This window comes from Shewanella algidipiscicola, assembly GCF_900380485.1.
In the GTDB taxonomy this organism is placed as follows: domain Bacteria; phylum Pseudomonadota; class Gammaproteobacteria; order Enterobacterales; family Shewanellaceae; genus Shewanella; species Shewanella algidipiscicola.
This window is the reverse complement of sequence record NZ_OXJV01000022.1, coordinates 61,014-82,808: the sequence shown is the minus strand read 5'-3', so window position 1 is coordinate 82,808 and position 21,795 is coordinate 61,014. Positions and strand designations below refer to the sequence as shown.

19 protein-coding genes are annotated in these 21,795 nt (G+C 45.2%); 11 read left to right on the top strand and 8 right to left on the bottom strand.

Annotated elements, in window-relative coordinates:
• Positions 1-387 precede the first annotated feature (387 nt).
• The 5 genes from DN599_RS18410 to DN599_RS18390 form a co-directional block, all read right to left on the bottom strand.
• Positions 388-999, bottom strand: a complete 612-nt coding sequence (locus tag DN599_RS18410) for a thiol:disulfide interchange protein DsbA/DsbL (RefSeq protein ID WP_110459052.1) — start codon at positions 997-999, stop codon at positions 388-390.
• Between the two features lie 128 nt (positions 1,000-1,127).
• Positions 1,128-2,132 (bottom strand): serine/threonine protein kinase, encoded by a 1,005-nt coding sequence (locus DN599_RS18405; RefSeq protein ID WP_110459051.1) that lies wholly within the window; start codon positions 2,130-2,132, stop codon positions 1,128-1,130.
• The gene (locus DN599_RS18400; protein ID WP_162599249.1) at positions 2,129-2,440 is read right to left on the bottom strand and encodes a DUF3630 family protein; all 312 of its coding nucleotides are present in this window, start codon (positions 2,438-2,440) and stop codon (positions 2,129-2,131) included. The genes DN599_RS18405 and DN599_RS18400 overlap by 4 nt, the downstream gene beginning before the upstream one ends.
• A complete protein-coding gene (locus tag DN599_RS18395) occupies positions 2,410-2,706 on the bottom strand; it encodes a hypothetical protein (protein ID WP_110459049.1) in 297 nt (98 codons plus the stop codon). The genes DN599_RS18400 and DN599_RS18395 overlap by 31 nt, the downstream gene beginning before the upstream one ends.
• A 362-nt stretch (positions 2,707-3,068) precedes the next feature.
• Entirely contained in the window at positions 3,069-3,866 is a 798-nt protein-coding gene (locus DN599_RS18390) for a hypothetical protein (RefSeq protein ID WP_110459048.1), read from the bottom strand.
• Between the two features lie 337 nt (positions 3,867-4,203).
• Here DN599_RS18390 and DN599_RS18385 point away from each other — a divergent pair, with 337 nt between their 5' ends.
• The 4 genes from DN599_RS18385 to DN599_RS18370 all read left to right on the top strand — a co-directional run bounded on the left by DN599_RS18385 (position 4,204) and on the right by DN599_RS18370 (position 8,823).
• Positions 4,204-4,590, top strand: a complete 387-nt coding sequence (locus tag DN599_RS18385; protein WP_110459089.1) for a nitrous oxide-stimulated promoter family protein — start codon at positions 4,204-4,206, stop codon at positions 4,588-4,590.
• 265 nt (positions 4,591-4,855) lie between these two features.
• The gene (locus tag DN599_RS18380) at positions 4,856-5,752 is read left to right on the top strand and encodes a hypothetical protein (RefSeq protein WP_110459047.1); all 897 of its coding nucleotides are present in this window, start codon (positions 4,856-4,858) and stop codon (positions 5,750-5,752) included.
• Between the two features lie 93 nt (positions 5,753-5,845).
• Complete coding sequence (locus DN599_RS18375) at positions 5,846-7,927, top strand: S9 family peptidase (protein ID WP_110459046.1); 2,082 nt, start codon at positions 5,846-5,848, stop codon at positions 7,925-7,927.
• A gap of 317 nt (positions 7,928-8,244) precedes the next feature.
• Positions 8,245-8,823, top strand: coding sequence for a lipid-binding SYLF domain-containing protein (locus DN599_RS18370; RefSeq protein WP_110459045.1), 579 nt, complete (start codon positions 8,245-8,247; stop codon positions 8,821-8,823).
• Positions 8,824-10,007: 1,184 nt separating this feature from the next.
• Here the strand turns inward: DN599_RS18370 and DN599_RS18365 are convergent.
• The 3 genes from DN599_RS18365 to DN599_RS18355 all read right to left on the bottom strand — a co-directional run bounded on the left by DN599_RS18365 (position 10,008) and on the right by DN599_RS18355 (position 13,004).
• On the bottom strand, positions 10,008-10,412 hold the full coding sequence (locus tag DN599_RS18365; RefSeq protein WP_110459044.1) for a DUF1801 domain-containing protein: 405 nt from the start codon (positions 10,410-10,412) through the stop codon (positions 10,008-10,010).
• Between the two features lie 106 nt (positions 10,413-10,518).
• The gene (locus DN599_RS18360; protein ID WP_110459043.1) at positions 10,519-11,466 is read right to left on the bottom strand and encodes a hypothetical protein; all 948 of its coding nucleotides are present in this window, start codon (positions 11,464-11,466) and stop codon (positions 10,519-10,521) included.
• 965 nt (positions 11,467-12,431) lie between these two features.
• Positions 12,432-13,004 carry a hypothetical protein gene (locus DN599_RS18355; protein WP_110459042.1) on the bottom strand — a complete coding sequence of 191 codons (573 nt, stop codon included), beginning with the start codon at positions 13,002-13,004 and terminating at the stop codon, positions 12,432-12,434.
• Positions 13,005-13,342: 338 nt separating this feature from the next.
• Between DN599_RS18355 and DN599_RS18350 the strand changes: the two genes are divergently transcribed.
• The 7 genes from DN599_RS18350 to DN599_RS18320 all read left to right on the top strand — a co-directional run bounded on the left by DN599_RS18350 (position 13,343) and on the right by DN599_RS18320 (position 21,673).
• Positions 13,343-14,305 carry a LysR family transcriptional regulator gene (locus DN599_RS18350; protein WP_110459088.1) on the top strand — a complete coding sequence of 321 codons (963 nt, stop codon included), beginning with the start codon at positions 13,343-13,345 and terminating at the stop codon, positions 14,303-14,305.
• A gap of 210 nt (positions 14,306-14,515) precedes the next feature.
• Positions 14,516-15,958 (top strand): disulfide bond formation protein B, encoded by a 1,443-nt coding sequence (locus DN599_RS18345; protein ID WP_110459041.1) that lies wholly within the window; start codon positions 14,516-14,518, stop codon positions 15,956-15,958.
• A gap of 123 nt (positions 15,959-16,081) precedes the next feature.
• On the top strand, positions 16,082-18,283 hold the full coding sequence (locus DN599_RS18340) for a molybdopterin-containing oxidoreductase family protein (RefSeq protein ID WP_110459040.1): 2,202 nt from the start codon (positions 16,082-16,084) through the stop codon (positions 18,281-18,283).
• 11 nt (positions 18,284-18,294) lie between these two features.
• Positions 18,295-18,843, top strand: a complete 549-nt coding sequence (locus tag DN599_RS18335) for a 4Fe-4S dicluster domain-containing protein (RefSeq protein WP_110459039.1) — start codon at positions 18,295-18,297, stop codon at positions 18,841-18,843.
• The gene (locus DN599_RS18330; RefSeq protein WP_110459038.1) at positions 18,840-19,472 is read left to right on the top strand and encodes a TorD/DmsD family molecular chaperone; all 633 of its coding nucleotides are present in this window, start codon (positions 18,840-18,842) and stop codon (positions 19,470-19,472) included. Before DN599_RS18335 ends, DN599_RS18330 begins: the two co-directional genes overlap by 4 nt.
• A gap of 9 nt (positions 19,473-19,481) precedes the next feature.
• Positions 19,482-20,453, top strand: coding sequence for a formate dehydrogenase subunit gamma (locus DN599_RS18325; RefSeq protein ID WP_110459037.1), 972 nt, complete (start codon positions 19,482-19,484; stop codon positions 20,451-20,453).
• A gap of 131 nt (positions 20,454-20,584) precedes the next feature.
• Positions 20,585-21,673 carry a porin gene (locus DN599_RS18320; protein ID WP_204165152.1) on the top strand — a complete coding sequence of 363 codons (1,089 nt, stop codon included), beginning with the start codon at positions 20,585-20,587 and terminating at the stop codon, positions 21,671-21,673.
• The last annotated feature ends 122 nt before the right edge of the window (positions 21,674-21,795 follow it).

The following is a 21,795-nucleotide window of genomic DNA, read 5'->3' as shown; positions in this document are numbered from 1 at the left end:
CTCTGCGTTATTGTAATTATTGTTAAATTTGACCTCATTGATCCCCAGTAAGTTTCCTCTCAACTCACCTTTTTTTTAGCTATTGTCGTAACACATCACATAAACGGGAATAATCGCCTTGTCTATCAGACCAATAGACAGCACTCGCCATTAAAATGTCGCTTGCCAACTATTTGACACGCTGATAGATTAGCCCGGTTACTCAGGGTAAATAGGGTTTTATAGCCCAATAACCGTATTTTCAGCATGGCCGAAAATGCGGTTTTTTTTTGCCTGCACAGCCCGAGCAATGATGAGGATTGAATCGTTAATCACACCCATAACCCCATGATGAATTGGCACAAAAAAAGGAGCTCAGAGGCTCCTTTTTATCATTGACAGTAATACTTACTTAAGCGTTGTTAAGTAAAAAGCAATGTCTAGCAGCTCATCATAAGATTTAATCGCCCCTGTTTCGACACGATACTTACCATTAACCACTAACGCTGGTACACCAGACAGCTGAGCGTTTTCGGTAGCGCGCTTCATCTGCGCCATCTGTGCGCTGACCATAAACGAATTGGCTGCTGCATCAAACTCTTTACCCGATACGCCATTGGCAATAAACACTTGGCGAATATCGTCACGATTAACAAAGCGTTGCTTCTTGTCATGAATAGCGGCAAATAGCGCTTGCTCAATCTTATCTTCCACTTTTAACTGATGCGCAATGGCAAACGCGCGCGACATTTCTGTGCCCATTTCACGACCAATAAACTCAACGTGATTTTGCTTAAACACTACGCCTTCGGGTAGGTTAGCCTTGATCTGTGGTACCTGTACCTTGGCAAAGCTATAACAATGAGGGCAATAAAAGGAGAAAAACTCAGCAATTTCAGGTTTAGCCGTCGCAGGGCCCTTATTTACCACAGTGTAGTGCACACCCTCTTTATAATCGGCAGCCAATGCCGCCATAGGGGTCATTAATAATGCCAATGCAACCAGTAACGCTTTTTTCATGATGCTTCCTTTTGGGTGCTAATGCACCATCGACAATAACAATTTCGAACATAACATAATGTGCTTTGGAGTGTACCTCAAGCGCATTAGTTCATTTTTTCTGTTACAAGATACTCACTTCCCCCTGGTTAATATTGAGGGATTAAACTAAGTGGCGGCTCATCTAATAGGGCCAACTGCTCTTTAAAGGCCAAAATTTGCTGTTCCCAGTACTTTTCCTCGGCGTACCAAGGAAAGTTCATCGGAAAGGCAGGATCTTCCCAACGGCGGCTCAACCAAGCATTATAGTGCAACATTCTCATGGCGCGAAGCGGCTCGATAAGCTTGAGTTGGCGCTTATCAAACTCGCAAAACTCTTCATACGCTTCCAGCAAGATTTCAAGTTGTAAGGTTTGCTGCTGCCGATCACCGGCTAGCATCATCCAGAGATCTTGCATTGCGGGGCCCATTTTGGCGTCATCGAGATCGACAAACCCGGGCCCGTCTGGGGTCCACATAATGTTGCTCGGATGCAGATCGCCGTGCAGGCGCATCGATGTTGCATCCACTTCGGCCCATAAGCGCTTGGCCTTGGCAAGCACTTGCTCGACTACGGTGAAGTAGGCCGTCTCTAGGCTCTGCGGTACATGACCCGAGGCCTTAAGCCAAGCAAGTGACTCATCGCCTAACAATGCAGGGCTTAAGGTTTCGCGGTAAGTGAAGGTTTTGGCTTTAGCATACTGATGCATGCGCCCGACAAAACGGCCCACCTCTTCGAGTTGGTCAAGGTTATCCACTTCAAAGGCACGTCCTCCCATCGATGGAAATAGTGCAAAACGAAACCCCTGATAGTGATGTAATGATTGCCCCTCAATCAGCACTGGCGTGGCAATGGGGATCTCTTGCTGCGCGAGCTCGGCGGAGAACTCATGCTCTTCTAAGATCTGCGCATCGCTCCAGCGCTCAGGTCGATAAAACTTAACCACATAACGAATTTGTCGATCGCAGCGAAATTGATAGACTCGGTTTTCATAGCTATTGAGCGCTAACAATCCAGTTTCTGGATAAATACCTACAGACTCGATCGCATCGAGAATTAAATCTGGGGTTAATGCCTGGTAGTGAAAACCAGCAGGGGTTGACGTATCGCTCATCGAGAAGACTCCAATAATGTCGCTAAGTACTCTAACACCTCAAACTCTTCATCTGACTCAACCGAAAGCCAGCAGATATCGCCGTAAAACTCATAGTGCAGCCCAATCAGCGTGCCTTCGAAGTCTAACTGCCACTGATGCCTGTCGGCTCCCCAGTGACGCTCAATGACTCGGCAATCCAACCTTTGTACTAGCGGAGTCGCAAAAGCCTCAAACTGATCAAAATCAATGTCGCCATTGATCATTAAGCTCTTTGCATTTTGATTAAGTGAATAGTTCATCGTGTAGGTTGCTCGAAACGGTCGCATTGAATGCTCCCCGCTTCCCCCTCTTTACATTGATAACCACATTGGTAGGCCCCCTGGCCCGATTGACTCAATCTTGCCATACCGGCCCCCTTGGCGAGGCATTGCTCTACCTGTTCATAATAACCGGCAATGTAGGGGGCCAGCTCCCCTTCACTCACCTTATCTTGCTCGGGATAATAAAATAATGTCCATTGAGGCACTTGCGTGCATGCCGTCAATGACAATAAAAGCGCGCAGCAGGATAATAATTGATAGCGAGTTTGCATAACTTCTCCAAATAACGGCAATGTAAGCTCTCCGTGAGCCTCAACCTAAACGCGCTTAAAAACGTTTATGGGTTTCCATCCATGGCCCATCGACAAGCATTAAATACACCAGACATAAATGTTCCAGACATAACGTCTATTTGTTTCCATCCATGGCAAATTGACATAAATGTTCCAGACATAACGTCCATTTGTTTCCATCCATGGCAAATTGACATAAATGTTCCAGACATAACGTCCATTTGTTTCCATCCATGGCAAATTGACATAAATGTTCCAGACATAAAAAAGGCGACACCCTGTTCGCCTTTAACGTCAATATAAATGCCAGTTTACACGGCTTATGTCCGTGTTGCAGTAGATTACTGCGATGCTTTGGCCTTGGCTTTTTCGATACGTTCCATGCGCCCTTCAAAACCGGTAACAGTGCCATCACTTAAACCATAATCGATAGCCAATTGACACAGGTTCAATGCAGCATCGTACTGACCACAATCATTGAGCAGGGTCGACAACTGCATAAAGCCAGTGCCTTTTTCTTTCTCTGGAGCCGCTAAACTGGCAAAAATCGACTGGTAGTGAGGTGCTAACTGGGCGCCATATTCGCAATACTTCTCTTGCTTGCGCTGTTTATAACACTCACCTATCACCTGCAATAGGGCGTGGTGTTTTGTATCTACCGAAAGTGCTTGCTGATACTCATCAAGTGCCTTCTGCAACTTTTCGTTAGCCCAAGACCCATCAGCAAGCGGTAATACTTTATCGTCTGGCTCTGGCTCTGGCTCTGGCTCTGGCTCTGGCTCTGGCTCTGGCTCTGGCTCTGGCTCTGGCTCTGGCTCTGGCTCTGGCTCTGGCTCTGGCTCTGGCTCTGGCTCTGGCTCTGGCTCTGGCTCTGGCTCTGGCTCTGCAGCAAGCTTAGCCACTTCATGCTCAGTTGCAACAATGGGGTCGGTCTCTATCGACGGGGATTTATCGGCGACTGTCGATTCGGCTTTATCGACTGGCGCGGTTGTCGACACCACAAGATCCTTATCTTCGCCCGATACGATCTTCTCAACAGGTTGTTGTACCTCCTGTTGCTCCTCTTGGGCTAATCGCTGTGCTCTTCTATATAAGAATATGCCGACAGCTACTAGCAAAATAATGGCTATATATTTCATTATCATCCACCGTTGGTTGATCGCGCCTCATGTTCGGGCTGATTTTTGTTTACATAATATGTACAGATAGTAACCGATATGACTCATCGATTCTCTTGCTATAAATCAATTATTTATACCTCTTTTTCACTCGGGTATCAAAAAGTGAGGCTAAAAATGCCATTTTCGGTTTAAGTTTGTCGCTTTACATCGCAATATTGATGCAAAGCGACACTAATCGCCCTTATCTTTAAAGCACTATTTTGTGCGCACCTTCATAAAATATGTGATGACTTTTGTGTTCAATATCTACGCACGCTACTCTCAACATAACCTAGCAAATAACTCGGGTAACCCAATGGACGACGTACTGCTCAATGGTAGATTAAAGCGTGAGTTTGAGACTATTAAGGCGATGGTCCAGATTTATTGTAAGGCTCACTGCCCAGCCAAAGGTAAACTTGAAGCGTGTCAGCAATGCCAGGATTTCTTGGCCTACGCACACACAAAACTCGACCGCTGCCCCTACGGGCAGGCCAAGCCTACCTGCAATAAATGTCCGGTACATTGTTATAAACCTGAGCTAAAAGCCAAAGCACGCCAAATCATGGTATTTGCCGGGCCACGCATGCTGCTGCCGCACCCGATTATGGCAATGCGCCATTTGTGGGCCGAACGCGCCCCCGTGCCAAGCAAGCCTCCTGTTGCAAGCTCGAATCGACACCAGCGCCTGGCTCAAAAATAATGGCACTGGCAAGATCTATAGCGTCTCACAACACTCATATTATGGTTCTACTCAATACTTAATGGCTAAAGCAGACCCGAATAACGTTAAATGCCTTATTAAAACAAAAGCTTAATCAGATCAGTCCATTTAAGGTCAATATTTTTCAGTAATAAATAGCTCGCTGATTTACTTGCTCGCCCAAACACTCTGGAAAATCCCCACTACGCTTAAAAATAATACAATTTACTTGCGTCAACGCCGCAAATGCATTGAATATAGGAAAATGACCTACAACGACTTTTTATACGAAGGCTATTGGTGGCTCTCTCTGATCGGCGGACTTCACTGCATCGGATTAGGCCTCTATATTCGTCATGTTTATCGCGATAAACATGACAACCACAAGTTATTGGGCGCAATATTTAATCTGTTAGCCTTATACTTTTTAACCGGGCTTATCAGCAAAACCAATTCTCCAGTGCCCTTACCCATGTTGTTTATTCTGATTATTCCGGTGTATTTTCTGCAGATGCCACTGCTGTATCTTTACTGTTATCGCAGCCTACACAATATCCATCGTGACATTCGCATGTCTGGTCACTTCTACCCCGCGCTAGCACTCATGGTGGTCATTAGCTTAGCCTTTGTACTGGACGCCAATGTTTACCTCAACCTCAGTGATGACCCTATCACCAATCTAAGTCATGTCACTGTATTAGGTGCGGTATTACCTGCACTCCTGAGCCTGCAAGCTCTTATTTATTTCTATTTGATCATCAAATTACTCAATCAATTTCGGGGACGCTCGCGCCGAGTCCATCAAGACAGCCTTAAAGACATTAAATTTAGATGGCTACTTGTATTGACCTTGGCAATGTTAATCAATTGGGTCGTGCGCACCGGACTCGTCATATTGCCCTTTTATTTTGGTGACCATGTGTCTATCACCGCCCAAGCCATCACCCGCTTATGTTTATTATTAACCGTCTACGTTTTGGCCTTATATGGCCTAAAACAGATCACCCTTGCCGCCTATCTGAGGGGACGCCTGTCGTCAAAAATGACCGATCCCAATCAACGCCCATCCAGTCAGCAACTGCTCAATGCCGAAGAACTCAATTACCTGCAACAGATCTTAAACGCTGACGATACCCAAGATAACCCTGCAAATAAACCCTAACACATTTGCGCAAAAACCATTTTGAGTTAAGGTATCTCACGGCTGCTAAGCCACTTAAAAAATAATGATAAATGCACTACTGAAGGGATCAAGATGGGAAGAGTAAATAAGCTCACCGTACTTGCGGTGATCTCCACAGGACTTATGGCACTAACAGGCCAAGCTGTTGCTACCGAACGCAACCACCAGATCACCAATAACGATTTTTTCGACATTGCCAATATGAGTCATGTGCAATTAAGCCCTAACGGCAAACAAGCGGTATGGTTAGAATCGCGTTGGGATAAAGCGTTAGATAAAGCACAAAAAGATCTTTGGCTAGTCGACATCAAATCACGAAAAACCAGCCGCCTCACCTTCACCAACGAAAGTGAAGCTAGCCCGCAGTGGAGCCCGGATGGTCAATATATTTACTATATAGGTCAACAAACACACGAAGATAAAAAAGCGCCATACAATGGTAAAGCCCAAATCTTTAGGCTGTCGCTACAAGGCGGCGAAGCGGTCCCTGTGACCAAAGAAACCGAGGGCGTTAAGGCCTTCCAAGTCGGCCACGATGGTCACAACCTCTATTTTTTGGCTAATAAAACCACCACAGAAACCGATATCTGGGCCGATATGCGTGCCAGCCACAGCCCCCCGAAATATGGCCACGGTAAGATCACCACTAACCCTCTTTATAAGTTAGATCTCGCGCATTACCAGCAAACATTACTGCTCGACGACGATAAGGTGGTATGGGAATTTAAGGTTACCCAAGATGCCAGCCAAATTGCCCGTATCACCACTGCCGATAATGAATTGGTACACTATGAAGGTTGGTCAAACCTCGAGGTATACAACACCCGCACTAACAGCAACATTGTGCTACCCGATAGCGCTTGGCGCCAAGATGCACCATCACCCTATGGCTGGTTGCTCGGTCTCGACTGGCACGCCAACAACCAACAGCTAGCCTTTAGAATCGATTTCGATGGTCATCCGGGTAAATTATTTGTCGTTACACCACAGCAAAAACCAGCCAAACCGCTAGAAATTAAACGCAGCGGCGATATCACCCTCAATGGCAGCGACATTCATTGGCGCCCCAATAGCGATGAGATCTGTTATCGCGGCGCCGACCATGGCCGAGTTAAACTGTTTTGCACCGACATCAACCAACAACAGCAGGGTGATACGCGCACTGTGATCGCCGGCGATCTAGTGATGGGCAGCTACAGCTTTAGCCATGACGGCAAAAAACTCGCCTTTAACCACAACGGACTCGAGCATTTTAGCGATCTGTTTATTGCCGATGCCGCCAGCAAAAAAGCCAAGTATAAGCGCATCACTAACATCAATCCGCAAGTCGACAGCTGGATTTTACCCCAAATATCTGTGGTTAAATGGACCGCGCCAGATGGGACTCAAGTCGAAGGGATCCTCGACTTACCCGCCAACTACAAACAGGGTGACGGACCACTGCCGCTAATTGTACAACTGCATGGCGGCCCAACGGCTGCCACACCGTACGCCTTGCAGCATCGCTCCTACGGCCGCTCAACCTTTACCGCCAATGGCTGGGCACTATTGTCGCCCAATTACCGCGGTTCGACGGGCTATGGCGACAAATTCTTAACCGACCTTGTAGGCAAAGAGCACGACATCGAAGTTGCCGATATCATGTCGGGAGTCGATCACCTTATCGCGCTAGGCGTTGCCGACAGTGACAAAATGGCGGTGATGGGCTGGAGTAACGGTGGTTACCTCACCAATGCCCTCATCAGTACCACCCAGCGCTTCAAGGCGGCGAGCTCTGGTGCCGGGGTGTTCGATCAGCGCCTGCAATGGATGCTCGAAGATACCCCAGGCCATGTAATTAACTTTATGCAGGGCCTCCCTTGGGAAAAGCCCGACGCTTACACTCATGGCTCTTCGCTCACCCATGCCAGTAATATCAACACACCGACCCTAATTCACATTGGCGAAAACGATCAACGCGTGCCACTGGGCCATGCTCAAGGGCTTTATCGCACTCTAAAACATTACCTTAATGTGCCTGTTGAGTTGTTGGTGTATCCCGGTGAAGGTCACGGACTGAGTCAATATCAACACCGACAAGCCAAAATGGATTGGGATAAAAAATGGTTTGAACACTATGTATTAGGTAAAGAGCAACCTAAAGCGGCTAAGTAAAATCGTGTCATAAGTGACAACCACAGTGAGCAGGGCTGAACCTTAGCTGACAACACCCAATAAAAGCGCCTTAATAGGCGCTTTTTTCATCGAATAACATTCAATTTTTGGCTATCTGTGCGTATGCTATTAACAGTCCACATCAATAGATGAAAGTTAGGCAGGGGTTGATAAGGCAAGTGACAGACCAAATATAATCCTTAGCGCGATTCATCCTATGCCGTACAGCTTCTATGCTGACTTTTACCATCGCCGCTCTATGAAACGAATATTGATAACTGTGGGTATAACCTTATTTGAATACAAAGGAGTGCATCATGAAAAAGTGGATATCACGTTTGACCGCTAGCTGCTGTGTCATTGTTGGCTTACTATTTTCCCAAGCCTCATTTGCCACCGATAGCTACAGCGAAGCACTAAACAACTTTAAGAAAGCCCCAGACACCCAAGAATTTTTTAATAGCGCCTATGGCTACGCTATCTTCCCCACCGTAGGTAAAGGTGGCATAGGGATTGGCGCAGCATATGGTAAAGGTCGCGTTTATCGTGGCGGTATTCATACTGGCGATACCAGCTTGTCGCAATTGTCGATTGGTTTCCAGCTCGGCGGTCAGGCATACAGCGAAATTATTTTCTTTAAAGATGCCAAAGCGTATGAAGAATTTACCAGCGGTAGTTTCGAATTTAGCGCTAATGCATCCGCGGTCGCGATCAATGTCGGTGCCAATGCCCAAGTGGGCACCACAGGTAACTCGGCGGGTGCGGGACAATCGGGCAGCAACAAAGCTGCAAGTGCCTCATACATCAATGGCATGGCGGTATTTACCGCCGCTAAAGGTGGCTTAATGTATGAAGCGGCGCTCGCAGGCCAATCCTTCACTTTTGAACCCAAATAGCCATCATCTAGCAGAGGGAGCCAGATGGCTCCCTCTGCTCTATTTAAACTTCTTCCCGCCTGGCTTATGCTTTTTAGCTGAATTAGTTTTTAGTTGAATTGGTTTTTATTTATTGATGGTAGCGTTAACCTGCATCGTTTTAAATTGCTTGCCGCAGGCTATTCGTGCAGGTGCTTCTTCGGCATCGCTGACTTTTTGTTAAACAAGAGCCATCCCTAGGCGCTCTGCGATTTCATCCCTGAAATCGAAGGCCTCAGCCGCACCTACACCGACTTATCTATCTCTTCGATTTTGCGTTACAGGTGTCATTCTGGGCATTAAAAGCTAAATTATTTTTGGACAAAAGTGTGCTTGCCTTCGAATGAAGGTGTTGGCATTTTTGGTTGGTAGCATTTAGTCGAGTTAGGTTTTATTGATTGATGGTAGCGTTAACTTACATTGTTTTGAATTGCTTGCCGCAGGCCTTTCGTGCAGGTATTTCGGTGGGGCGCTGCAAGTATATCCCTATAAGCTCGACGGTGGCATCCATGCCACCAACCCCCACCGCCATACCTACACCGACTTATCACTCTCTTCGATTTATCTTTATTTTGTATCCACAGGTCTGTCAATGGTGAATCATTTTTGGACAAAAGTATCTTGGCCTTCGAATGAAGGTGTTGGCTTTTTTGGGCTTGTAACATTTAGTCGAGTTAGTTTTTATTGATTGATGGTAGCGTTAACCCACATTGTTATAAATTGCTTGCCGCAGGCTATTCGTGCAGGTGCTTCTGTGACACGGTGAGTGAAGCCCAGCTTCGCGCTAACGAACGAGAGGCATGGATGCCGAACTGGCTTTTAGACATGGACGTTGTTCAAGTACTATCCCAGTAGGCTCTGCCGTGACATCCATGTCACGGAAGGTCACAGCCGCACCTACACCGAGTTCTTAATCTCTTCGATTTGACCTTACTCGTGTCATTCGGACAATCAAAAGCTAACTTATTTTTGAACCAAAACTTGTTAGGACTAATGTTCTAATTGGTATGTTTCAGATTAATATTTGTATAGATTAACGCCCGGCTAAGGGGTTGACAACGCACCGCCGAACTCAAAAAACACACCATAAACACTGAACTTTAATTTTGTACTAAAGCCGCCACGCGTTGGCAATCCCTCTTGAGCCATTTGTTATGTGAATTTTTTCAAGCACCCAAAAGAGGAAAGTTTTTACGCTGCTGATAGGTTAAAGCTAGCTCTAAACAGGATTTGATTGCTGTTTCTGGCAACGGTTTCGATAAGGACAGCACTATTGCTCTGTTTCCCTGAAACTCCAGTTCTTCACAATACAATTCCCGAAATGTATCGACTAGCTTAGTTTGGCAATTAAAAAACAGGTAATAATTATTAGGAGACTTCAGCTTCCAATCCATTCTTAGTGGACTGCCTGTTTTTACGCTGTAGCTTGGCTCACCCCATTTTAGAGATTCATCGACATCACCCAGATCCAATTCAGATACGATTTGAAAGACTAGATTTCGCAGTTCCTCTAACCTAATACGAACATTTTCCGGATATTCATCGAAGTGATCTTTGACTACCTTGTCCATTGGAATCTCCCATTCACATAACGCCGCATTAAGGTGTGAGCGGCGCTTGGCTATACTTGAGCGAAGCGAAACTGCCAAGCGTTGCGAATCACTCTTAAATGCTTTGTTATACAACAGGTTTTTGCCCTAAGCTTTTTATTGTCACCTGAGAATTAAAATCAGTTGAGTTGATAACATCGAGCATTTTATATGCATCGTTACCATGCTTTGTTACTGGAACTTTAGTTTTTATTTTTCCGTGACTTGTCTCATGCTCAATTTCAAAAACCCAAGCCAACACTCCATGATCAATTTGTTCGTAGCTGGACACCACCATAGAAAGAAGGTGATTATCGTAAACATACTGAACGGTCACATTCAGTCCAACGCGAATATACTCACCATTTATGTAACAATATAGGACTAAACGCTTGTCGTTTTTAAACGTAAAGGTAGCCACGTCCTTTATTATGCCTTTTGAATCATGATGTGACTCCTTTATCAAAGGAGATAACAGTTCGACAATAGACATGTTTGAAGATTTGTCTCTAGACCATATTTTTTCATGGGAGTGCATTGCTTGAGTGTCTAATGATGCTAAATCAATGCTTCCTTTCTCGACGCAACAACTCAAAGCATCTATACCAGTAATACTGACATTTTCATATGCCACATAAAAAGACAAAAAATTTAGTGGGAGTGACTCTGGAGTTGTTTCTTTTAGGTTAACTAGAAGAACTCTGTTACCTTGAAACCGTGCTTCTTCCTTTACACTTTCTGGGAATTCTTTTCTCGAAATACAGATTAAACTGTTAGCGCCAACATCATCTAGCTTCTTCAACCAGTCGTTGAAAGTAGCAATATTAACTTTTGATGTTCGGTCTTGAACCTCAACGATTGTTACATTACGACGAAATTCAGGACCACTCTCAATGACAACATCACATTGCCTAGTTCTTCCAATTTGTGAATTCAACACTGGCATCATCACATTCTGACGAATGACTGAAGATGGAGAAATAGATCTTTCTATTAACTCCACTATTTTCTCAAGATCATCTCCTGGCTTCGCCATAAGATTGGTACTCCTCATTCTGAATGTTGTATAACAGCTTATTGAATAGCAGCTCAATAAACTGCCTAAAATTCAACCTGCAGCAACTATGACACGCTAATACATTGAAATAAAGCGATAAAGTGAACATCGCATTCATAAAAGTTGAATAAGTTCCCCGCAAAACTGAACGAGTTGATGTAGAGGTCTCTACAACTAATTATAAAATTGCAGGCAGTTTATCGAGCATAAAAAACAGGTTTTTTGCTCTGTTTTCTAGCGCGCATCGAACGTGGCGAACGTTTGTTAGCTTTTGAACTAGCGGCTCACACCAAGTGAAGCTAAATCGAAGAGACAGAATAACCCGGTGTAGATACGGCTGAGGGTATCGAAAACAGGGACGTTTTCGTTAAGCGGCCAAGGACGGCGAAAAGCGCCCCGAAGCAGTATCTGCACATTAGCCTGCTGCAAGCAATTAACTCACATTGAAGGTTCAACCTTCACCACTTTCAATAAATAAAAATGCAGCCAGCCGCTACTCAAGCAAATGTCATTGTTCTTCATGCCAAGGCCAACAAACTTTGGGGCAAAAACACGTTAGTTTTTGATTTGCTATTCGCTCCAATTGAAGCCAAATCGAAGAGGCGTTAGAGATCGGTGTAAGCGCGGTTTTGGCCTTCGAAATCATGGCCGAGAATGTTCCAGACATTTTTCGGCATTCCCTCCGTCCTTGGAGGTCAGATGATTTCGCAGAGCCCACACGGACGTGCTCACAACGATATCCCTATCTAAAAGCCAGTTAGACAATCCCTGTCTCTCGTTCGTTAGCATGAAGCGACGCTTCACTCACCGAGCCAAAAGAGCGCTTGCACATTCCCCGCCGGACAGGCGATTAATAACTGTGAAGGTACCCCTTCAAACACACTCTCAAAAAACACGCCGCTCAAGCAAACATCAAATACCTAGCCTTTATTCCAAGGCCACGGCTATTCATGCCCCCAAGGCGCTGGCGGCAACGCTACTGGCTTGGTCAAATCAAACTCCACCTTAAAATCGCGATTTTCTCGAGTTAAGCGATACATAAAACGGGTATCGGTGATCCCCATGTGCCACACATTGGTGACTGACTGGCTAAGGCCATTTTGCTTGAAATTATCGATAGAGAATTGATCGACCGGAAATGATTGCAGCTGGGCGCTGCCACTGTCGATGGTATCGCCACCATACATAGTGACTTTATCTTCGCTGCCATCTTGATGACGATGATCGTGCTTTAATCTAAGTCCGGTATCGATTTTGGTTATCACCCAAGTACGTGAATGATCGTCACCAACATGAAACGGTACTTTTAACTCGCTATCTCGGCATTCTCGCACATGCATCACCAGCTTTTTACCGCTAAATGCCGAGTCGGCACTATTACCTGCCGTTACGACTCCCTCATATGCCTTGCCGCAATGCTTGGTGATGGCATCAAAAAACACATCTTGCACCGCTACATTTTGCCCTTGAGCCGTACCTGAGGCCAACAAAGCAATCATTAATCCTACTCGTTTCATTATCTATTCCTTATGCTAATAAAGTCCCTAGTCTAAGTGACTTAGTTGAAACCAAGCTTAATCCCTAACTCAAGTAGCGCCTTGACTACAAGTAACAAGATCACAATTAAATAGATTATATTTAATTTCAACTATTTAATAGAATTAATTCACACTTTCAATTTAAAACCACCGAAAACATTAATTTCATCAACAGCAATAAGGATATTTCGACTATTCAAAAACAGGAACCATTTCATGTTTTAAGTAATTAACCTTTATCAATGTGATCTTAAGCTTAGTAATTGCAAAATAATAAACTCATAGTAATCCTTCAAATGGTGGGGGGGATTATAGAAATGAAAATGGACAACCTTAATTACACTCAATTGAAAGTTTTATTGTCCGTATACAAACATGGACAAGGAAATTTAGCCGCAACCGAATTAGGCATATCCAATTGCACTGTGAGCAGGACGTTAAATTCATTACGTGATGTATTTATGGACTCATTATTCATTAGAAAATCAAACGGATTAATTCCCACTAAAAAAACTGAAGAACTCATTCCTCATGCAAAATTACTAGTAGAACAATATCAATTGCTTGAAAGAAAACATTCAATATTTTCTCCAAGCCAATCTGGTGGTCATTTTGTTATACGAGCATACGATGAATTTGTTTACGCTGTCCATAATGTTATAGATGATTATATTTTACCCGAAGCGCCAAATTTAAGGTTCGACGTTCGCGCTCTCAGTCATGATTGTAGTCAAGAGGTCATTAGTGGTGATATCGATTTCGTCGTCGTTTACGAGGGTTTCGATGATAACCGGCTTAACTATGAAATTTTTTCTGAAACGGGTGATATATATATTCTTGCTAATAAAGAACACCCTATTTTCTCCGAATTCATGTCCCTAGAATTACTCGCAAATTATTCACTTCTTGAAATAGATAACTATAACGATCTTATCTGCCCCTTACTGGTCAATCTATGTCGTGATAGTGGATTACAAATGGATGTTGCAGGTTATACAGACAGTGTTGCGACTGCGATGCAATTGTTAGCTAAATCAAACAGCATTACCCTTAGTTGCAATCAATTTACCCGAAACTTCGTCGATATGATTCCTGCTATAAGTTATCGACGATTACCTGATGAAATGATTAAAACAATAAAAGAAATACGAAGCGAACACCGCGCCGTAGGCAATTATATTCTATATGGGAATATTAATAACTCCCCAGCATTCAACTGGGTTAAATCAAAACTTGTTTATGGATTAGAACGAGAGTGGCGCTTAGCTACGGCCAAATAAAACATAAATCACAAATGAAACACGAGGTATTAAATGGAGTTCACACTTTTTTGCATCGCGGCCTACGCGGCCTATCTTGTTTATAAGAAACCTGAAAAAGAAAAATTAGCAGACAGACTTCTTTTCAGTTGTATAGGAATGAGTTTCTTTATTTGGATCATGATGTCTTGGGGCATTTTACTTCCAGTTGGAAATTATTAGAGAGATATTATGAAAGAGCATACATTTAATAAGTTAGCATCGTTTGCCTCGATAATTATCATGGCTTTACCCGTCGGAATAGCCTGTTTCTTTTTCGGATTCATTCTTCTTGATAACCCATGTGCATTTTGCTGGCAAGAGCGCACAGCCATGATACTGGTGTCGCTTACCGCGCTCTACATCGTTCGCTTTGGTATCAAACCTAAATATATAGCGGCTTTGGTATGGCTAGGTATTTATGGTGCTTTTATGGCATTACTACACACCTCAATTAATTTGGGAAGTGATATAGGCCAAGGATTCTCATTAAAAATAATGGGCGCTCACACTTATACATGGGCATTACTTGTCTTTGTCATCGTTTTGGTCGTCGTCGCATTACTGATGCTCACACTAGGCAATAAATTCCCTGATAATGCCTATAGCAAAAAACCTTTCGACACCTTACCGAAGCTTGCTTCTTGGGTATTTATTTTCGTCATTGCTGGCAACATAGTGCAAGCATTTACCCAAACAGGTCCTATTCCGTTCGTGGGCCAAGACAGCCCGGGGCGAGTTTCCTTCAATCCCAAGTTTATCAGCTGGGAGTTAGATCACTGGCCAACGTACGCCCCTAATGCTCGTGGCGCTTATGGTATTAGCGATCCCGATATTGAACAATGGCAGCCAGCATCACCTCTATTTACTGCGGCTCCAACAGCTAAATTACTCAGCCAGGCCTCACTACCGAATACTATCTCTGGCCGCGTAACCGCCATTGATTATCAAGCCGAAAAGCAAATTTATGCCATAACCACCTCCAATAATTGGGTCTATATCCTTGACCATGAGCTCAAGTTACTCAATCAAGCGCAGATCGACGGTATGTACATGCTGCATATTGAGCAACTCAACGGAGTCGCCTTCACTTCTACAAATACTTTGATGGTCATGGGGTTTAACAAGGCTTGGGCCGAATTGGTTTTAGACCCTGAACAAAACTGGGAAATAAATTATCGCGGCTTCACTCAAAGCAGCGACGGCATAGGTGAGACAGCCCGTGGTCAGTTTAGCACCATCCGAGCCAAGACCAGCTACAGCCTGACGCTGGGTTACAGCAAGATGCTGGATCAATATATCACAGTCACCACCCGCGATGAGCTCAACGAAACATTAGTGGTATCGAGATTCGACAAAGAAGATACGACACTGTCTGCCGAAGCCAACCTTAAAGGGTTAACTGGTATGGCGCTGCCGAAGCTAACTGGGATCAGCATCGATGGCGAGCAAGCTTGGTTACTCAATAATGATGCCAGCGAAGTGCTGCAGTTCAATTTAACCACAGGCGAAGTGAGTGCAATGACCCAACTCGTCGGCACCACTAATCCTCAAGGGCTTTTGGTTCACGACGGTCAACTCTTAACAGTCAGTTGTGTCAATGGCCAAAACCTACTTCAAACGTTCGTAATGTAACCCATCTTAGCCCTAGAGGGGGATATCCCTCTAGGGTAACGCTGGGTCAATCCCAGCAACATAAAGGCCTTAGGGCTAATAATCATAACCGACCAACGGTCCACATTATGGTGAGTGATGACGATGAAAATCAATAGACGCACATTTTTACAAGGAGCCAGTGCCACGGCGGTACTCTCTTCCTTATCAGGGTTAACGCCCGGAATGGCTAATGCTAAAGTCGCTGGAGTCAATTCGGGGCTGCTAGCTAAACGTAATGGCAGAGTCGTTTACCACAGCTGTTTACGCAACTGCGCCGCTCGTTGCCTGCTTAAGTTTAGGGTACAGGATGGCATAATGACCTATGTCACTGGAGCAGAAGAACAAGCGAAAACTGGCAAGGCTCCCTGCCTTAAGGGGCAAAGCTATGTACAGTATACTTACGCCGCCGACCGAATATTGCACCCTATGGAGCGAGTGGGTAAAAAAGGCGAAGGCAAATGGCGCCGCATCTCTTGGGAACAAGCCTATGAGAAAATAGCCAAGCGTTTTAATCAAATAGTTAATGAACATGGTTCCGAAGCCATACTGCCTTACAGTTACTCTGGTAACTATGGTGCCATAGGCATGTCTGCATCGGGCGAGCGTTTTTGGAATCGCATAGGTTCCTCCATTTTAGAGCGTAAAGTGTGTACTTACGCCGCCTACGATGGGCTCAAATCGCTTTATGGTACCTTTCTCGGTCCCGATCCTGAAGATGTCTTACTTAGCGATGTCTACTTAACTTGGGGTCACGATGAAGTCGTTTCTAACACCATCGCTATCAAGTTAATTAACCAAGCACGCGATCGTGGTACCAAACTACTCGCAGTAAACCCACAACGTACCCCACTCTGTTCTCAAGCCGATATATACCTACAACCACGCCCGAGTACCGACGTACAACTGTGTGCGGGCATTATTAAGTACCTAGTTGAAAAAGATCTCGTAAACCACGAGTTCATCTCCGAGCAGACCATAGGGTATGACGAGCTCCTCAAGCGACTCGATGAAATTAGCTATGACGAAATCGAAACTATTACTGGTGTTCCAAGAGATAAAATGTTCGAGTTTGCCCAGGTATTAGGGGAAAACGAAAAAACCATGCTACGGATGGGATATGGTTTCCAACGTAACTTTAATGGCGCCAGAATGTCACGGGCGGTCGCCATGTTACAAGCCGTGACCGGTAACTTTGGTAAACGAGGCAACGGCCTTATCTACGATAATGTTCATGCCGGTGGTGGGTTAAATCAATATCAGGCCAGCGGTAAATATATGCGCAAAAATCCAGATGCGCAGCGGATCAATATGACTGAGTTGGCTAAAGCGCTACATCCTAGTCATCCCACCAGCCACGATAAACCGAGTAAGCCGATCCATGGGATGATCATTTATAACGGCAATCCGGTGGTTGTGGCTCCCGATACCAACGCCGTACTCGATGGCATGAAACGCGAAGATCTGTTTGTCGTCGGCCACGATATGGTCATGACTGACTCACTTCAATACTGTGACATCATTGTTCCTGCCGCGAGCCAGTTTGAGACCGAAGATATCGTCGGTGATTACCACGGCTATTATGTTCAAGTCTGCCAAAAAGTGATTGAACCACTGGGCGAATCTAAATGTAACTGGACCTTTTTTCGCGAGCTAGGACAAGCGATGGGCTTTAAAGATGAAGCGTTTCAAGCCAGTAATGATGACATCATCAAAGAACTCCTCGACACCGACTCGCCCTATTATAAAGGGGTCAATTATGACCGCTTGATGAAAGAAAAGTATATCAAACTCGATGTACCTCAACCTGTCTTGGCTGATGGGAAATACGATACACCCAGTGGCAAAATAGAGTTCAGCTCTAAGCTCATGGCCGACGCAGGATTTCATCCGGTACTCGACTGGGGGTTACCAGAGGATGAGATGGAACCAAGAGAGCGTGACCTCCCCTTTAGATTACTCTCATCTGGCGTTCCTCAACGCGTTAACAGCTCTTTTTATAACGTTAAATATATTCGTGCCATTCCCGCTTATTACGTCAAAATCCACCCTAAAGATGCGCAGCAATATGAGATCAAGCATAACGACAGAGTCACACTGAGTAACCATAGAGGCGAAGCCAAATTTGTCGCTATGGTCACCACAGGCGTACCACAAGGCTCGTTAATGACCCCCAAATGCAATTGGCTCAGGCTCAATCCTAATGGGACTGACGGTTGCACAAATTCGTTAACGACAGACAAATTAACCGATATGGGCGGCTGCTCAGCCTATCATTCAACCCGCGTGGCACTGGCTAAAGCCTGAAGGAGATCCTCATGAAAAACAAACATCAACTCGGATTTGTCTTCAGACAAGAAAATTGTGTCGGTTGCCAAGCCTGCACCATCGCCTGCCAGATCCATAATGAGCTGCCTGAAGATGTCCGCTTTCGTAAAGTAGACCGCTTTGAAGTTAAGCGAGATGACGACATGGTCGATGTCTGGCTAAGCCATTCTTGCATGCATTGTGGGAATCCTGCCTGCCTAATGGTTTGTCCATCCCAAGCATATACCATCCGCAATGACGGATTAGTGGTACTCGATAGAGAGAAATGTACCGGCTGTGGTTTATGCATCAATGCCTGCCCGTATGATGCCGTTGTCATGCTAAAGACCGATGGAAAAGCCGCTAAATGTAACATGTGTATCGAGCTTATCGATCAAGGGCTTAAACCAGCATGTGTCGATGGCTGCCCAGTAAAATGCCTCGATACAGACAGAATAGAACAACTGTTAACCCAGAGCCACACCGTCAGTAAAGAGGGCATCGGTTATGGGCACTGCATTACCAAACCCAATATGGTGATCGTCAAGGAGCGGCTATGACAAAGCTTGAATTTGGCCCCGTAGCCCTTGGGTATCACGCACTCAAAGGAATGTTATTTACGCCAGCAAGCGATGAATCGCTGCAACAGCTCATCAACTGGCTGGAGTCACAGCCACGTTATGGCGAACTGCTTAATGAAGCTCGGCAATGGCACGGATCGTCGTTAGAGTTGGAATGTGACTTTAATCGGATGTGCATCGGTCCTACCAAGTTGCTAGTGCCACCGTATGAGTCGGTCTATCGTGATTATGGCAGGCAAATTCATACCGAACGCACCGTAGCCGTAGCCGATTTTTATCAACAGTTAGGCCTCATTCCCGACTCTGGATTTAACGAGCCGGCAGATTATATCGGCAATGAACTGGAGTTTCTCTTCTGCGCCGAGGCCATGAGCTACCAACAAGTACAGCAAGATCCACAGGCTGCAGCCGAGCTGACGCTGTTAGCCCAGACGTTTTTACAACATCACTTAGGCACTTGGTATCAAGACTTTACCACTGGCATGTCTAAACATGCTCGGTTGAAGTTTTGGACTTGTTACGCCCAAGTCTTGGAGGATTTTCTTGCTGACAGACTGGGGACGCTCGAGATCAATAACCCAATTAAAAAGTGTCACTTAGATGCTTAAGGATTTGAAATGAAAATGATAACTGCTGTTATCGCTGGAGTGATGGCATTTATGTGCAGCTTTCACTTACTGGCAGCCGACACTCTGATACCTGAGCCACAACAATGGCAACCGATACAAATAGAAGTTGTTCAGGGAGATATCCCCGAACTCAGGGGGATGCCGTTACAAGCTCAGTTTCCCGCACCACAACCTTCGGTCAACCAAGAATACATAGAGATCCTCAGCCCTGCTTCATTCTGGGCCGATCTACTAAATTATGGCTTTTTCGGCATGATCGCCTTACTCGCGCTTTTTGTTGTCATCAATGGTAAAGCCAAACTCAACCAAGGCTTTTCTGGTAAAAAAGTCGACCGCTGGAGCGGTATGGATGTTCTCGTACATTGGGTCGGAGCAATTGCCTGCCTAGCACTGGTGATCACAGGTCTCATCATGACCGCCGGCCGCTTTTGGTTAGCTCCCAATATGGGGGCTTACCAATGGTTCGGCTTTATCGATACCTCTGTTGCTCTACATAATCTGATGGCATTTCCCTTCATGCTTGGCTGGGCAGTCATGGTGATAAAGTGGGCTAAAAAACAGTTACCCGAAGCCTGTGATATCGGCTGGCTTAAAGCAGTTGGTGGCTACCTCAATTTTGGGCCCTTTAAAGGTAAACACCCGGATGCCGGTTTCGCTAACGCGGGGGAAAAACTGTGGTTCTGGTGCTTCACGCTCTTTGGTGCATTAATGGTTGGCTCAGGCTTAATCTTGATGTTCCCAAGCTTAGTGGCCACTAAAGATGGTGCAAATTTGGCGCTCATCCTACACCTTGTGAGTGCCTTTGTGCTCGGCGCCTTCACTGTCGTTCATATCTATATGGCCACCGTCATATCTGAAGGCGGTATGGAATGCATGCTCAGCGGTCAATGTGACGAAAACTGGGCAAAACAGCACCATAACCTTTGGTTCAACGAACTCAAAAAATCAAGCAAAGTGTAAAACGATCTCGAGGCTTGGTGCATTAGCGCCGAGCCCTTCCCCCTTACAACCCACGTATGCAATGACTTGCTTAACGACCCTTAACATTAAGAGGTTGGCGGCTTCTTGCATACAAAAAATGGTCTACCACAATGAACATAAACCTTACTCTGCACCAAGGCACTCTCATTTTTGTAATGGGACTGTGTACCACATCGGCTTATGCAACGGAAAACAATACGTTGACGTCACAAGTTGAGGCGCTTAATCAACGTATCGCCCAACTTGAGCAACCTAAAAACCCGTCACAATTTAAAAACAGTCAAATCAGCCTCTACGGCTCTATTCGCCCAACCTTGAGCTATCTTGATGACAATGATGAACATACTTGGGATGTGCGCGATGCGCTATCTCGAATCGGTGTCAAAGCCAGCACAGCATTCGCCGACGGCTGGACAGCGATTGCACTAGGTGAATGGAGTATAGATATCGCCAATTCAGGCGACTTTGGTAATGCCCGGCAGGCTTATGCCGCAATCTCTTCACCATACGGCCAAGTGGCTATTGGCAAGCAGCGACCAGCGCAATACACCTTAGTTGCCGAATATGTGGACATTTTTAACCATGGCAACAGCCCCTATGCGTATGATCACGAAAGTCCATTTTTTGTCGATAATTTTGTGACTTATCAATTAATCACGGGTGATTTTACCTGGATGGCAGGCGCTCAAATTGACGAAGACAGAGGCGATGCCAATGCCGATATGATTAACATTGGGTTGGGTTATGACGTTGGGGCATTACACCTAGGGGTAGGCTATGTCACCCAAGATACCTTAATTAATGATCAGGTTGATGGCGATAACCAAACCCTTGGCGCTGTCGCTGCTTATACCTTCGGCAACGGCTTATATCTGGCCGTCAGCTATCAAGATAAGCAGTATAACCTCGACAACCAAGCCCTTAACGCCGACCGAAGTGGTAGCACATTAGATACCGCACTAGCTTATCCACTCAACGATGAATACCAAATTAAATTGGGGTATTTTCAGTTTAAAGATGGCATCGATGGTAACCACTCTGCAAACTACAACGGCTTCAACTCCACACTAGAGTGGAATCCGCTCGATAACGTGCGCGTGCACTTAGAGTATCTCAATAAACAGATCGAAAATGGTCAAGACGATCAAGCTGTCACAATCGGCTTTAGATACGACTTCAACCTCACCTGGCAAGGTTAATTTAGCCCTTTTCTATTAATACTCATCAAAGAGGCCGATCGCCAGCCTCTTTCGCTTAAGCAACGTAACGCTAAGGCTTAGTATCAACAACGGTCACAGAAAACATGTAACGCTTTGTTATT

Excerpts from the sequence above, each read along its gene's own strand:
- DN599_RS18410 (WP_110459052.1), bottom strand. The coding sequence starts at position 999 with ATGAAAAAAGCGTTACTGGTTGCATTGGCATTATTAATGACCCCTATG.
- DN599_RS18405 (WP_110459051.1), bottom strand. The coding sequence starts at position 2,132 with ATGAGCGATACGTCAACCCCTGCTGGTTTTCACTACCAGGCATTAACC.
- DN599_RS18400 (WP_162599249.1), bottom strand. The coding sequence starts at position 2,440 with ATGCGACCGTTTCGAGCAACCTACACGATGAACTATTCACTTAATCAA.
- DN599_RS18395 (WP_110459049.1), bottom strand. The coding sequence starts at position 2,706 with ATGCAAACTCGCTATCAATTATTATCCTGCTGCGCGCTTTTATTGTCA.
- DN599_RS18390 (WP_110459048.1), bottom strand. The coding sequence starts at position 3,866 with ATGAAATATATAGCCATTATTTTGCTAGTAGCTGTCGGCATATTCTTA.
- DN599_RS18385 (WP_110459089.1), top strand. The coding sequence starts at position 4,204 with ATGGACGACGTACTGCTCAATGGTAGATTAAAGCGTGAGTTTGAGACT.
- DN599_RS18380 (WP_110459047.1), top strand. The coding sequence starts at position 4,856 with ATGACCTACAACGACTTTTTATACGAAGGCTATTGGTGGCTCTCTCTG.
- DN599_RS18375 (WP_110459046.1), top strand. The coding sequence starts at position 5,846 with ATGGGAAGAGTAAATAAGCTCACCGTACTTGCGGTGATCTCCACAGGA.
- DN599_RS18370 (WP_110459045.1), top strand. The coding sequence starts at position 8,245 with ATGAAAAAGTGGATATCACGTTTGACCGCTAGCTGCTGTGTCATTGTT.
- DN599_RS18365 (WP_110459044.1), bottom strand. The coding sequence starts at position 10,412 with ATGGACAAGGTAGTCAAAGATCACTTCGATGAATATCCGGAAAATGTT.
- DN599_RS18360 (WP_110459043.1), bottom strand. The coding sequence starts at position 11,466 with ATGGCGAAGCCAGGAGATGATCTTGAGAAAATAGTGGAGTTAATAGAA.
- DN599_RS18355 (WP_110459042.1), bottom strand. The coding sequence starts at position 13,004 with ATGAAACGAGTAGGATTAATGATTGCTTTGTTGGCCTCAGGTACGGCT.
- DN599_RS18350 (WP_110459088.1), top strand. The coding sequence starts at position 13,343 with ATGAAAATGGACAACCTTAATTACACTCAATTGAAAGTTTTATTGTCC.
- DN599_RS18345 (WP_110459041.1), top strand. The coding sequence starts at position 14,516 with ATGAAAGAGCATACATTTAATAAGTTAGCATCGTTTGCCTCGATAATT.
- DN599_RS18340 (WP_110459040.1), top strand. The coding sequence starts at position 16,082 with ATGAAAATCAATAGACGCACATTTTTACAAGGAGCCAGTGCCACGGCG.
- DN599_RS18335 (WP_110459039.1), top strand. The coding sequence starts at position 18,295 with ATGAAAAACAAACATCAACTCGGATTTGTCTTCAGACAAGAAAATTGT.
- DN599_RS18330 (WP_110459038.1), top strand. The coding sequence starts at position 18,840 with ATGACAAAGCTTGAATTTGGCCCCGTAGCCCTTGGGTATCACGCACTC.
- DN599_RS18325 (WP_110459037.1), top strand. The coding sequence starts at position 19,482 with ATGAAAATGATAACTGCTGTTATCGCTGGAGTGATGGCATTTATGTGC.
- DN599_RS18320 (WP_204165152.1), top strand. The coding sequence starts at position 20,585 with ATGAACATAAACCTTACTCTGCACCAAGGCACTCTCATTTTTGTAATG.